Below are 14807 nucleotides of genomic sequence, written 5' to 3' on the forward strand. Positions count from 1 at the left end.
CCACTTTACGACGAAAGTGACTTTTACCTATTAATTAATAATGTACTAAAGCGACCCTAATACAGGTGATAATAATCCCATAATTGCGCCGAGCAGTGCTCCGAGCCAAGTTATAGCTCTTAACTCTTTGCTAGCAATGTCTAATATAATTTTCTCTGAAAAAGCTACATCAAATTCATTGATTTTGTCTTCAACTATCTTAGCTACATTCAACACTTCAATTACGTCAGCAGACTTATTCTCTACGAATTTATTGTATAGCTCAAGAGCTACTTTGGAAACAGATTGGGGTATTTTATCCCCCTTTCCATTAAATATTGATTTAGTTCCCATATGTAAGAATCTATTAATCATTACAGATACTATTTCTGTAATTTTTATTTTTGCAGAATTGCTTTTTGCCATAGCTTCTATTCGACTTTTTATAAATTTTTCTATTTCATTTTTATAATTTATGCCTATTTTATCGAGCAACTCCTCAATAGACATGTACTTATTAAATTTACCCTCTAACTTATCAAAAGTGTCTCTAATAAATTTTTCATCTACAACCTTTGTTGTAAATAAATTAATCAAAGGCTCTATACCGTCGTCTATCCCTTCTTTTGGTAATTCAGAAAGCACGGTAGATATTGAATTTTTGAGCAACTTATCTATTATATCATTAATAATTAAGGCAATATCATTATGATTTTTCGTATCATCTAAGAATTCGTCTATCCCAATTGCAACTTTTTCATAAACACTATCCACATTCATAAACATTGCTATCATGGGGCTTAGTTTAGTACTTATTGTTTCCCCTACAATTTTTCTTAATTTCTGACTGTTTTTTTCTTCTTTCATTGTTTTTTTTATTTCCATGGCAATATTGTATCTTTTCCCATAAACATATACTTTTAAATTGCTTATCATCGTACTAGGTATAACTTCCTCAAAATTCTTGTCTAAAACCACTAACTGAGCTACCTTATCTTTTAATATTTTTTGAATTTCCTTATAAAATTCTTCCGAATTTTTATACCCAATAACCATGTTTAACGCTTTATTTTTTATTGAATTATATAATTCACTTTCACAAATGGTTTGTGGTTTAACCTTTAGTTCTAGCATTATTTGTGCATATGCATATTTAGCAATTCCTTGTTTAACATCTTCTTCATTTATATACTCTATAAGTAATTTAGAAAGATTATTGCTAGTATTCTGCAAAAAATTACAATATTCATCGCCTAATAGGGATTTTATCTCATCTTCTACTACATTCTCGCTATTCCCCATAGCAGACACCTTACTTTGCACCCAAGAATCCAATTGCTGATTCATATCTTCACTGCATAAAGACTCCATAATTGTTTCCTTTGTCAAAAGATGTTGGCCTATAGACTCACCCACACTTTTAGCAATTCTAGATTTTTCTTTTGGTATAAGACCTGGAGTAAATGGAACTTTAAATTTAAAAAGTCTAATCTCATTGTGAGGTCTAAACAACATCTTTATAGCTAACCAATTGGTTATATACCCGATAACAGCTCCGATTAAAGAACCTATAATAAATTTCATATTATTTTCCTCCTTGTAATTCTTAGTAGTATTTATAACAACTAATTATAAATCTATCCTTATTAAAATTCAATAGGTCGATATTACCCTATATAAGGCACATTCAAATGCAAAAGCATGAAGTCTAATTTACTAGCACTTCATGCTTTCTAAACTCAAATTACCTTACTATACTTCCAGTAGGTAATTCACCCGGCACTGATATTGCAAATAGCTTGCTATCGTCTTCTGTAGCTGCTGAAATTATCATCCCCTGTGACAATTCTCCCCTTAAAGTAACAGGCTTTAAATTAGCTACTAATACTACGTACTTTCCAATTAGGTCTTCTGGCTTATAGTGCTGAGCTATTCCTGAAATTACTTGTCTTACTTCTCCACCTAAATCTACTTTTAGCTTAAGAAGCTTTTTAGCTTTTTTCATTGGCTCGCACCCTAATACTTTAACCACTCTCATATCTATCTTGTCGAAATCTTCTATAGTAATTTCTTCTTTTAATTTCTCCATAGTAGGCTTTTGCACCGCTTTTCTTTGTTCTTCTACAAGTGCATCAAGCTCCTCTATTTTAGCTTCTACATCTATTCTTGGGAACATTATATCGCTTTTTTTAACTTTTGTTCCTGCACTTGTTCCATCGAAGGATGCCAAGCTGTCCCACGTAGTTATTTCTGCATTTATTTGAGCATTTATTTTCTTACTTGTAGTTGGTAAAAACGCCGATATCAATACTGATGTCATTCTTAATGATTCTACTAAATTGTACAATACTGTACCCAGTCTTCCCTTTTGCGATTCATCTTTTCCAAGTATCCATGGGGTTGTTTCATCTATATATTTATTAGTCCGTCTAATAAGTGTCCAAGCATGGTCCAGTGCTTCAGAAATTTTCAAATCTTCTATAGCTTTCTCTACCTTACTTGGAACTGCAAGCGCTAGTTCTATTAGTTCATTATCAACATCAGCTTTTTCAATAGGTGCTGGAATAACGCCGTCAAAATACTTTTCTACCATCGTTACTGTTCTTGATAATAAGTTTCCTAAATCATTAGCTAAGTCTGAATTTGTTTTCCTTATGAATATTTCACTAGTAAATATTCCATCTGAACCAAATGGTATTTCATGAAGTAGATAATATCTTACTGCATCCACTCCAAAATGATTCACTAGTGTTACCGGATCTACTACATTTCCTCTGGATTTAGCCATTCTTACTCCACCATCAACAAGAAGCCATCCATGACCAAATACTTGTTTTGGAAGCGGTAGGCCTAATGCCATTAGCATAATTGGCCAATAAATTGTATGGAATCTTAATATGTCTTTGCCTATTAAGTGTACATCCGCCGGCCAGAATTTCTCATAAAGAGATGTATCTTCTCCATTATATCCAAGGGCTGTTATATAGTTTGATAAAGCATCTACCCATACATATATAACGTGACCTGGATCAAATTCTACCGGTATCCCCCAGTCAAAGGTTGTTCTTGAAACACATAAATCTTGAAGCCCTGGTCTTAAGAAGTTATTTAACATTTCATTTTTTCTTGATTCTGGTTGAATAAACCCTGGATGGGTCTCTATATATTCTATAAGTCTATCAGCATATTTTGACATTTTGAAAAAATACGCTTCCTCCTTTGCTTTCTCCACAGGCCTCCCACAATCAGGGCATTTCCCATCTACTGCCTGAGTTTCTGTCCAGAAAGATTCACAGGGAGTACAGTACCATCCTTCATATGCACTTTTATATATGTCACCTTGATCATATAGCTGCTTAAATAATCTTTGTACAGACTTTTTATGATACTCATCTGTAGTCCTTATAAACTTATCATAGCTTATGTCCATAAGCTCCCACAATTCTTGTATGCCCGCTACTACTTTATCTACATACTGTTTTGGAGTAACCCCTTTTTCCGCAGCTATTCTTTGAATCTTTTGACCATGCTCATCTGTTCCCGTTAAGAACATTACATCATAGCCTGTAAGTCTCTTAAATCTAGCAATTGCATCCGCCGCAACCGTTGTATAGGTATTACCGATGTGTAGTTTTGCTGATGGATAATAAATTGGTGTAGTAATGTAAAAAGTTTTTTTAGTCATAGTTTTATCCTACCTCTCGTATTGAAATTATTTATAGTTTTCAGTCCCATGAATATAAATATATTAACTAGCTTTAATAATCCCCAAAGATTATAATTTCCCGGAAAATAAAAAAAATCTCTAAACAGAAAAAAATTCTGTTTAGAGACGTATTTAACGTTTTACCACTCTAATTTATCTTTACATCACTATAAAGACCTCAATGGGTGACCATCATCACCTGTCAATATAACGGTTGCTCCCGTATTATCCTAACAATTAAATTTAAAAGTATATTTTAACAATAAACTTTAAATTTTTCACTTAGATAATATGCTTAAAGGCCATCTTCATAAGCTACCTTGCTACTGATTTTCACCCTTCTCAGCTCTCTTTTAACAATTAGGCTTATTACTCTTCTCATCATTGCATTTGTTTAATAATAATCATATTGCAAATAAATCACTATGTCAATATTTTTATCCTAAAATCAATAAATTATACTTAGTTCAATATTATTTTATATTTTACGACTCTATTTTTCTTAATATTTCTACCCCTTTTGTACCTAATAGGTAATACAGCACTACATCTATAATCGCATATGAAGATGCTATTATAGCAAATGTAGTCCATTTAGTTAGTTCAAATTTGATAACCATAAATACTGTAAGCCCACCTAAAGCTATGCAAATAATTATACTAATCATAACATTAAGATTCCGTTTAATTGCCTCTTGCTCTGTACTCCACTGAAGTTTAGGGAAATTCAAATCAATAAATATACCTATAAAAGATGTAAATACTATTCCAAAAAAACCAACTATAATCATTAATAAAACTAAATCTATCGGTATCTTAAGAAATATTAAACCAATTATAGTTACCATAATCATACCAGCTATTCCTAAAACTACTGCAGATAATGCCTTTGCCATAAGCTGATCTTTATATTTCATAGGTATGTATTTTAATATAAATATATTTTTACCTTCTCTTGATATTGCTGTAGTAGCGATTGCATTACTGCACGATGCAAAAATCATAAATGCAAAGAAACCGCCTAATGCTATGCCTGGTCTTTTGCTATTTTGTAAAAAGTCAATTAACATGTTAAGTTGATCTGAATCGCCTTTTTGCGCAAAAATTGGTATAAGTAAAAATACTGGCCATAAAAAATTCATAAGTATACAATTCATAAAATAAATCGGTGTCCTAAATAAAAGCTTTAACTCTTTTATTGTATATACCTTTAGTGAGGAATTTTGTGCCGTATTTTTTATAAGCTCACGGCTACTAAGAGTTTTCCTTTTTGAGGTTGTTTCAGATATTCCCATAACACCTTTAAAATACAATGCTTCACCCAACACTATAAATATCATTAATGCAGCTAATGTTATTACTATAAATAAAATCAAATTGATAAACCCCTGAACATTAGTAGTATTAATTAAACTATTTACAGCTATCTTAGTACTAGGAAATAGCTTTGTTGCCAAACCAACTAAGGAATTATTTCCCTGTGCAAACATTTTAGTAACTTCTGATTGGCTTAGATTTTGTGAAAACCTTTGGATATATATGTTTATTCCTACACCAAAACACATAGCTATAAGTCCACCCACTAATCTAAACCTATCCTTGTTTTTCGCTATATTAGTAAATCTCATTATAATCATATTAATTACAGATGCAATTACTAAAGGAACTATAGGCAAAAGTAAAAATATAATAACTCCATAGCCATAATACAACACCCCTGCATTACTCTTTATACCGTAAGCAACTATTGTAGGCAAAAAAAATATTATTTCTGTGAAGTATTCATAAATTAATACTACAGCAAATTTAGCCCCCATAATGTGCCAAGGCTTAAAAGGTAGTGGTAATAAATTTTCTACATCCATAGAAAAATAAAATATACTCATAGCATAAAAAATACCAAAAAAGAAAATTACAACGCTAACAATAGATAATCCAAATCCCAATATAACTGCTTCTTGACCAATTTGATGTAATCCATCATAGGCCGTAAATATAAACTCTCCAAACCCTATAGCCATAGGTGTGAATGCTAGTACTAAAAGTAATCCAAGCAATATTCCTTTTATCTTTTTTTTATCTTTCTTACTACTAGGGGATCCAGTTCCTGTTTTTAATAATACCTTAGTTAGCGCTATAAATTTATACATTTTCAGTCATCTCCAAGAAGATTTTTTCAAGTGACCCACTGGCTTTAAAATGTTCCCTTAGTTCTACAAGGGTTCCGCAGAATAATATTTTCCCCTTATTTATTACAGCAACCCTATCGCATATTTTTTCAGCTACTTCTAGAACGTGAGTTGAGAAAAATACGGTTTTTCCGTTATTTGCATGCTCTTTCATCATTTCCTTCAAAACATATGAAGATTTAGGATCAAGGCCCGTCATTGGCTCATCTAAAATCCAAACTTCTGGTTCATGAAGAAGTGCTCCCATAATAATTATCTTTTGTCTCATACCATGAGAATAACTTTGAATTTGGTCCGTTAGCGCATTGCTCATTTCAAATCTATTTGCTAAAGCTTCGACCCTATCTTTTCTAATAATACTTGGCACATCATAAATATCTGCCATAAAGTTTAAATACTCAATACCCTTAAGTCTTAAAAACATGTCGGGATTGTCTGGTACAAAGCCAAATAATTTTTTAGCCTCTAAATCATTTTTTTCAATATCAATTCCATTGATATTGATTCTTCCGCTATCAGCACTCAATATTCCAGTAATCATTTTTATGGTAGTAGTTTTACCTGCTCCATTTGGACCTAAGAATCCAAATATCTCTCCGTCCCTTATAGTTAGACTTATGTTGTCAACAGCTTTATTCTTACCATTATAGCTCTTATTTACGCCAGTAATTTCAATCATATTATATCCCCCTTACATTCTTCTAATATAAATAACAATTATATTTGTTTTCTACCTTATTTTACTCCAGTATATTTATAATATCATACTTTTTCTTTCTTTTACAATTTGTGTTATAAGTTTAATCTTCTTCGAAGCTGCAACACTAATAACTTCAGAAGGAGATTTATACCCCACTGAAGCTTTTTCTTTCTTATATTATGTATCTCCACTTATATAAATGGGGAACTTCCCTTTTGAAATGTCGTTAAAAGAAGAACTTAGCCAGGTTAACTGCCATTATAATTGCCGTAATATCTGCTAATATTGCTGCTACTAGTGTGTGCCTTATTTTTTTTATATTTACCGCTCCAAAGTATACTGTCAAGGTATAAAAAATGGTTTCTGTTGATCCCATTATTATGGATGCCACGCGTCCTATGTAACTATCTGCTCCATATTGCTTTATAATATCAGTGAATACTCCTAAAGCTCCACTTCCTGAAAGTGGTTTTATTAAAACTAAAGGAACAACTTCAGGGGGGAGTCCAATAAACACAACAACTGGTTTTACTAAATAAATAAAAAAGTCTAAAGCCCCGGAAGCCCTAAATACATTAACAGCTATAATCATAGCCAAAAGATACGGAAAAATTTTCAGGCAAATAGTTATTCCGTCCTTTGCGCCTTCAACAAAACACTCATATACCTTCACCTTCTTAATAACTCCATATATTACCACAAGCGTTATGATAATTGGAATTATTCCCTTTAAAATATACGATACTAAATTAGCTATAATCATCCTATTTCACCTACCCCATCTAAATTTAAACATTAATATTTCTATATATTTAAAAATACCTTTGTAGAATTTTACAATAAACTACGCCTAAGACTGCAGCAGTACCCGTTGCAATTATTGCAGGTATTATAATAATTGCTGGATTTTGAGAATTATAAGCAGCCCTAATGGATATCACCGTTGTAGGCAGAAGCTGAATGCATGCAGCATTTAAAACTAAAAATAAAGCCATGTCATCACTAGCTATATCTTTTTCATTATTAATTTTCTGCATTTCTTCCATAGATTTTATGCCAAAGGGGGTGGCTGCATTAGAAAGTCCCATCATATTGGCTGTTAAATTCATGGTAATACTAGCCATCGCCTTCTGGTTTTTTCCAGCTTCTTTAAATACAATTTTTAATATTGGCCTAAGCAGCCTTGCCAATTTATCAGTTAATCCACTTTTTTCAGCAATTCTCATTATCCCACACCACAGACACATCATTCCAACTAGTCCCATTACTAATTCCACAGCACTAGTTGTTGATGAAACAATAACTTTTGATAAAATCTCTCCTTTTCCTGTAACAATACCAATAATTGTCCCTAATGATAAAATTAAAAACCAAATAATATTTATCATGTATTTTCCTCCTAGAATTCAAATTAAATTATCATTGCTTAATTAATATATATGTAGTTCTTTCTATAAAATTGCATATAATAATATTTATTCATCCTATATACTATAAAAAAAACGCTTTTTGTGTTATCATTTTCTTATTCAATGTACAATGGGCTTAAAAAAAGGGAGTTAACCTATGATTAATATGACTTTGTTAAATTCTAGCGTTTTTACGCTTTTTTATTATTTTATTATCTATTCCTTTATGGGATGGTGTCTTGAAACAGTATATGCTACAGCTAAGAAAAAAGAATTCATTAACCGAGGCTTCCTTAATGGTCCCTTTTGTCCTATTTATGGTTTTGGTACTTTGGCAATAATTGTTTTGCTAAGGCATATTGAAACTAATTATATTTTTCTTTTTTTAGGTTCGGTATTCTTAACCTCTGCTCTAGAGTATATGACAGGTTATATTCTAGAAACTGCATTTAATAGTACTTGGTGGGATTACAGTGATGAGCCATACAATCTTAAGGGTAGAATTTGCTTATCCTTTTCTATAATATGGGGCTTTGTTTCCATATTTATTTTGAAGGTAATTCACCCCTATATTATTTATATAGTAAATTTAATACCACCTACCCCAGGCATAACACTTTTTTATATTCTATTCCTATATTTCTTAATTGATTTTATAATTACTGTGAATACGATATTTAAATTAAGGTCCCTATTAACCCAATTAAATACAGTATATTCAGATTTAATCGATAAGCTTCCAGATATCAAATTAAATTTAGGGAATACTAAAGATATGTCCGAATTAAAAATTAAATTGGACCAGTTAATAGAAAGTGCCGAAATTAGGATGAGTAAGAAAAAATCTGACGTTGAGACTATCATAAAAGAGTTGAAAGTAAAATATGATTCTTTGGTTTTCAAAAAATCCCCCGATTATTCAAGACTTATAAAAGCCTTTCCTGACGTAAAATTCAAAGGTTTCGATTCTATTTTGAAAGATGTTAAAAATAAAATTCTTAAGAATAAGAAAAATTGATTTTTTCAGTTTTACATAAAATAAAAGTCATTCTTAACTTGAAATTAGTAATTACTAATGTTAGGGTTTAAGTATATTTAATAAAATAACATAAGTTAAAGGAGATTAAAAAATGAAAGAAGCTAATCTAAAACTAGCACAAAAGGGCATTGATGATGCACTCGACACTATAGACGTGTTAGAAAGAACTATAAAAGAAACTCCTCTTCCAAAAAATATATTAAAAGATAGTTTTTATATTCTCTCTAGAAAAGTTGATGAAATTGAAGATATATTAAAAAATGAAGGAATACTGTAGTTTGGCATAATAGCTACATAAGGTACATTCAAATAAAATGCTCAGCTCCACATGATGGTTTAACTCAACATAAAACTAAAAAAAAGACACATAAGTTTATACTTATGTGCCTTTTTTAAATCATCACCTTTGGTGATGTAATATTAACCATTTTATTGGTTTTTAATAATTAACTTCTTCTAAAAACAAGCCTTTTGCTGGTGCAATATGTCCAGCATATTTTCTTTCTTTTCTATCTAAAATATCACTAATTTCATTTACGGATTTTTCACCCAGGCCCACCTCAACAAGTGTTCCAACTATTAATCTCACCATATTTTTCATGAATCCATTTCCTTGAACACTAATTTCTATATTTCCATCATCATTTACAATATTTATTGTATAAATATTTCTTATAGTAGACTTCTTCTTTGTTTTAAGTGTTGTAAAGCTTTGGAAATCATGTTCTCCTATTAAAATTTCTGCTGCTCTTCTCATATTTTCAATATTTAGTGGTTGTGGCACATGATAATCATATTTTCTAGTAAAAACATTGTGTGCTTTGTTATTACAAATATTATATACATATTTTTTAACTTTAGCATTATATCTAGCATGGAAATTGAGATCTACTTCTTCAACTGTCTTCACTACAATGTCTTCTGGTAAATATTCATAGCAATAACTACGCATTTTATGATCAGGCATTGTGCATTCTGTTCTAAAATTTGCTACTTGGTTTGTTGCATGTACTCCTGCATCTGTTCTTCCAGACCCAATAATTTCAATATTTTCTTCTGCCATCTTACTTAAAACAGCTTCTACTTTGTGCTGAATCGTATTATCGCTATCTCCAAGTCTTTGCCATCCTTTATACCTAGTACCATCATATTCTATTACAATTTTTATATTTCTCATATTTATTATTTATCCTACTTTCTGTTTTAGAATTTAATCTAATATTTTAACTATATTTTTTAATACTTAACTATATTTTTAATACAATGCTTATATTATATACATATATCACAATTAATAAAACACACCATATAAAATAATTTTTAATTTTGACAATGCTGAATTTAATTTTACTATAGGATACCTTATTTCTGTTTTTAAAATAACCCTTCTCCTTAACATTCTCCACTTAGATAGCTTCCAAGTTATTTTTAAATCATTTTCGTTTTTTCTTATAGCTTTTTTTTCTCTTTCACTACCATCATAAAATATTACAAAATCAAATTCTGCATTTTCACTATCAAATTCTGAATCAAATTTTTTAATAATATTATTAGGTGAAAGTAATAGCCTGCCAGCTTTCGTTTCTAAGTTAAATGTAAGCCCTTTCTTATTCCTTGAACATAAATACGATTTATAAATTAATTCACTACAAAACAAAGCATTATCTGTCATAATGTCAAAATTATAATCATATGCCTTTCCTAAAGATTCAAACGCTGTAAACAAGGCTTTTAATTTATCCTCTTTAGGTAATTTAGGACGTAATGCGGAAAAATAGTCAACTTTTGCAATAGCATCTAGAGGATTTATTACCACACCAGGGGCAATAACTTCTATAATATATTCTCCATTATTTTCATTGCATAAACTATCATATACTTTAGGATAAATTACTTTTACATACTCTGAAACACACAAACAATCCCCCAATGGGATGTCGTTAAAATACTTGTCCAATTTTTCTAAACAACCTATATAGATCCCAGTATGAGTCCAAAATCCTGGTAATCCCAGGTTGGTTAGTTGATAATTATTTCTCTTTAAAAGTATATCCCCTGGTAGCAATTCTTCTTTTATAATATTAATGTCTTCATTACTAACATATTTCTCTTTTCTACTAGAGTAATCAACTCCAGTAATACTTATAGCAACCCATTTTTGAAATGGAAACCAAAAATCAAAAATATTTTTTCCAAAAAAATTAATCATATTATTTTTAACAATATTTCTATGGTTTTTAACAAGTTTTATTACATTCAAATAATTATAACTTGCGTAATTTAATAATTCTTCTTCGTTTTCATCTCTTTCATATCCATAAACTTCATAGTGATTTACCATAAAATCAAAGTAATGCTTATTCCTAAACAAAGATATCATATAATAAATTTCTGTAATTTCTTGTGTAATATAATAATATTGTTTTTTATTAATATTATATTCGGGCCTAGCCTCATTTAACATTGACTCCAAATACTTATTTTTTTCTATAATGTTAGCTAACAATACAGCATTTTTACGTATCGCTATGGTAGAAGCATAAATTAGTAATATATTTTTATATTTAGTGTGTGAATCTTCTGTATATTTTAATATAAGTTTATTTTTATATTTTTCCCGAATTTCATTCAATTCATTATAACATCCTACATAACTAACCCACTTATCTAATATACTTTGTTTGTTAGTTAAAGACATATTTTGAATGTTAGAACTAAATAGGCTTTCGCTATTTTGAATCTCATTCATCACAAGTTCTAATTCTTTTATAAGCTCTAAGGATTTGTTTATTTCCTCATCAACTATTCTATGAACTAACCCCATATCCTTATCCCCGATTCCATTTTCATTTTTAAAGTAGCATTCTAGTATAAATCTTCATGCACAAATAAAAAAACAATACATATTATTAATATATTCATCAATTCAATTCAAAGCATATTCTTCACATAAGTTGATTTCAGCAATTTAATTTTATTATACCATAAAACTCGCTATTCCTTTAATAATATAAATTATAATATTGAAATATTTCTATTTTACTCAAAAACATTTGATAAAAAATAGATATTCTATTTATACGTACTTTTAATGTTTTTTTATACGCTTTTATATGTATACTATCATTATAAGATAAAACGAATTTTTGGAGGCACATATGTTTACAAATGAACTATTATTACATTTTTTAAATTTATTATTTATTATCAATATCCTCTTCGCCTTTGCAGTTGTATTTCTTGAACGCAAAAATCCTGCAAACACTTGGACTTGGCTTATGGTATTATTATTTTTACCTACCATAGGATTTATTCTATACTTATTTCTTGGCCAAAATTTAAAAAGAAAAAAATTATTTTCTCTAAAAAAAGAAGAAAAAGAGAATCTTACCTCAATTATTGATAAACAAAAGGAGTTCTTAACTAATGAATATTTAATTAAAGCTAATCCTTTTTTAAGTAAATATTCTGACATTATGACACTTAATCTTTGCAGTGATAATTCTTTTTACACTAATAATAACAAGGTAACAATATTTACTGATGGTAAATCAAAATTTGATCAACTTAAAGAAAACCTTAAAAATGCAAAAATATATATCCATATGGAGTATTATATATTTCAAAATGATAATCTAGGAAGAAGTATTCTTGAAATTTTATCCGAAAAAGCTAAAGAAGGGGTGGAGGTAGAATTACTCTATGATGGTATGGGATGCCTTAAAGTGCCTAAAAGCTTTTTCGCTCCACTAATTGAGGCTGGCGGAAAAGTTGTTTGTTTCTTCCCACCCTTTGTTCCTTATATAAATCTAAGAGTAAATTTTAGAAATCATCGTAAAATATGTACTATCGATGGTCAATATGGCTTTATAGGCGGTTTTAATATTGGTGATGAATATTTAGGACTTTCTAAAAAATTTGGATTTTGGAGAGATACCCATTTATTCATACAGGGCGATGCAATAGATGCATTGGAATTGCACTTCCTAATGGATTGGAGATTTGCCGCCAATGAAAATTCAGTTTTTGATAACAAGTATTTCCCTCACAGAACTCACCTTGGAAATACAGGCCTTCAAATAGTTTCAAGCGGCCCTGATTCCACTTGGAAGTCTATTAGAAATGGATATTTAAAAATGATTAGCAAAGCTGAAACCAATATTTTTATAGAAACTCCTTATTTTATTCCAGATGACAGTATATTAGAAGCTTTAAAAATAGCATCCTTATCCGGAGTCGATGTTCGTATAATGATACCGAGTAAACCAGATCATCCATTTGTGTATTGGGCTTCTACATCTTATATGGGAGAGCTACTAGAATCAGGCGTAAAATGTTATACCTACACTAAGGGCTTTCTTCATAGTAAATTTCTTTCTATTGATAAGTCTATAAGCTCCATAGGCACCGCTAATTTAGATATTAGAAGCTTTACTTTAAACTTCGAGATTAATGCTTTTATATATGATAAAGAAATAACTTCCGACTTAGAACGTTTTTTTATGGATGATTTAAAATTTTGCGATGAATTAACTCTCGAAAAATATGTTAATAGAAGTTTTAGTGTTAAATTTAAGGAATCTATTTCGAGATTACTTTCTCCTATATTGTAATATGCCTAATTTATTTTACGCCTAAAATATATACTAAATAACAAACGAGAAGTCATTAACTCTCTTAATTTCATTGTATGCTGCCCTTTTATGATTTAGCATTATCACTAATCCATATTTCTTATCTTTATGAACTATTGGAATTATTAATAACTTCTCATGTGATATAATAATAATAATTGAAACTTAGTGCATACTCTGTATATTTTAGTTTCATTAAATCGTCAATATAATGATTATCAACCTTTTTAATTTTCAAAATTAATTTAACGACATTTCATGAGGAAAGTCTCCTACTTCTATAAGTGGGAGTATAAATTGCCTTCTGAAGTCATTAATATGCAGCTTCGCAGGAGATGATTTAATACATTTATTCTCCTGTAAATAGTTACTTAAGTTTACATCCTCGCAATAAACGTGACAGGCATAAGTTCCAATCCATTATTATTTTTAAATATACTTACAGCATATAAATAAAATCAATGGGTATTATCGTATAAAAGGGGTGCCACTATGCAAAAATCTGGTAAAATAATTAATATTGAAAAAAATAAGGTCCATATCATAACGGAAAAGAATGAATTTGTAACTCTTGAAAAGCATACGGCTGATCCTAAAATAGGCGAACTATATGTGGGTAAAGAATTTCGAAATATTTCCGTTTGGAAGTACTTATTGGCTATTTCTTGCATCCTATTACTTTTATTTTCAATAAGAAAGTTATATTTGGATAATAGATATAATTTTTCTGTTATAGTCGACATGAATTGTTCTCTAAAAATGGAGGTAAATGGATCAAATAAAATTACAAAAGTAGAAGGCAGAAGTCCTGGAGGCTATAAAATAAAACAACTTGTAAATTTAGAAAATAAATCCTTGGATGAAGCACTTCATTTAATTTTAGATGAATCACTTAAACAAAAGTACCTAACTAAAGCACATGCGGATGACGGTTTAAAAATTTATATATTTGTTTCTGAAAATAAAAATAAAACTCCAATTAACTTAACTGAGTTTAATAGGTATGCTGGTACACATAATTTTAAGGTATCACTAAATAATAATGGTCAAGCTGTAATTGACTAAGTATATCGCGCTTAAGATATCCTTACAACTATTTGTATGGTTATTAAACGACATTTAATCTCCACAGGAGATGATCTAACCATATA

Annotated in this window: 12 protein-coding genes; 4 read left to right on the plus strand and 8 right to left on the minus strand. The window is 29.8% G+C overall.

Annotated elements, in window-relative coordinates:
- Positions 1-45: 45 nt before the first annotated feature.
- From ACWJJT_RS10290 to ACWJJT_RS10315, 6 genes are all read right to left on the minus strand, one after another.
- Positions 46-1563, minus strand: coding sequence for a DUF445 family protein (locus ACWJJT_RS10290; protein ID WP_462954676.1), 1518 nt, complete (start codon positions 1561-1563; stop codon positions 46-48).
- A gap of 160 nt (positions 1564-1723) precedes the next feature.
- Complete coding sequence (gene metG, locus ACWJJT_RS10295) at positions 1724-3664, minus strand: methionine--tRNA ligase (RefSeq protein WP_462954677.1); 1941 nt, start codon at positions 3662-3664, stop codon at positions 1724-1726.
- A 506-nt stretch (positions 3665-4170) separates the two neighbouring features.
- Positions 4171-5835 (minus strand): putative ABC transporter permease subunit, encoded by a 1665-nt coding sequence (locus ACWJJT_RS10300; protein WP_462954678.1) that lies wholly within the window; start codon positions 5833-5835, stop codon positions 4171-4173.
- A complete protein-coding gene (locus ACWJJT_RS10305) occupies positions 5828-6553 on the minus strand; it encodes an ABC transporter ATP-binding protein (RefSeq protein WP_462954679.1) in 726 nt (241 codons plus the stop codon). The genes ACWJJT_RS10300 and ACWJJT_RS10305 overlap by 8 nt, the downstream gene beginning before the upstream one ends.
- A gap of 247 nt (positions 6554-6800) precedes the next feature.
- Positions 6801-7337, minus strand: coding sequence for a spore maturation protein (locus tag ACWJJT_RS10310; protein ID WP_165414495.1), 537 nt, complete (start codon positions 7335-7337; stop codon positions 6801-6803).
- 49 nt (positions 7338-7386) lie between these two features.
- On the minus strand, positions 7387-7962 hold the full coding sequence (locus tag ACWJJT_RS10315; protein WP_462954680.1) for a nucleoside recognition domain-containing protein: 576 nt from the start codon (positions 7960-7962) through the stop codon (positions 7387-7389).
- A 178-nt stretch (positions 7963-8140) separates the two neighbouring features.
- On the opposite strand from ACWJJT_RS10315, the gene ACWJJT_RS10320 reads away from it, so the two are divergent.
- Together ACWJJT_RS10320 and ACWJJT_RS10325 are read left to right on the plus strand one after the other, a co-directional pair.
- Positions 8141-9001, plus strand: coding sequence for a putative ABC transporter permease (locus tag ACWJJT_RS10320; RefSeq protein ID WP_462954681.1), 861 nt, complete (start codon positions 8141-8143; stop codon positions 8999-9001).
- A 112-nt stretch (positions 9002-9113) separates the two neighbouring features.
- Complete coding sequence (locus ACWJJT_RS10325; RefSeq protein ID WP_462954682.1) at positions 9114-9299, plus strand: hypothetical protein; 186 nt, start codon at positions 9114-9116, stop codon at positions 9297-9299.
- 162 nt (positions 9300-9461) lie between these two features.
- Here ACWJJT_RS10325 and truA read toward each other — a convergent pair whose 3' ends face one another.
- Together truA and ACWJJT_RS10335 are read right to left on the minus strand one after the other, a co-directional pair.
- Positions 9462-10199 (minus strand): tRNA pseudouridine(38-40) synthase TruA, encoded by a 738-nt coding sequence (gene truA, locus ACWJJT_RS10330; protein ID WP_462954683.1) that lies wholly within the window; start codon positions 10197-10199, stop codon positions 9462-9464.
- Between the two features lie 114 nt (positions 10200-10313).
- Positions 10314-11846, minus strand: a complete 1533-nt coding sequence (locus ACWJJT_RS10335) for a YiiX/YebB-like N1pC/P60 family cysteine hydrolase (protein WP_462954684.1) — start codon at positions 11844-11846, stop codon at positions 10314-10316.
- Between the two features lie 334 nt (positions 11847-12180).
- Between ACWJJT_RS10335 and cls the strand changes: the two genes are divergently transcribed.
- Positions 12181-13635, plus strand: coding sequence for a cardiolipin synthase (cls, locus tag ACWJJT_RS10340; protein WP_462954685.1), 1455 nt, complete (start codon positions 12181-12183; stop codon positions 13633-13635).
- Between the two features lie 513 nt (positions 13636-14148).
- The gene (locus tag ACWJJT_RS10345; RefSeq protein ID WP_462954686.1) at positions 14149-14721 is read left to right on the plus strand and encodes an anti-sigma-I factor RsgI family protein; all 573 of its coding nucleotides are present in this window, start codon (positions 14149-14151) and stop codon (positions 14719-14721) included.
- The last annotated feature ends 86 nt before the right edge of the window (positions 14722-14807 follow it).

The sequence above is a fragment of the Clostridium sp. CM041 genome, from assembly GCF_055081035.1.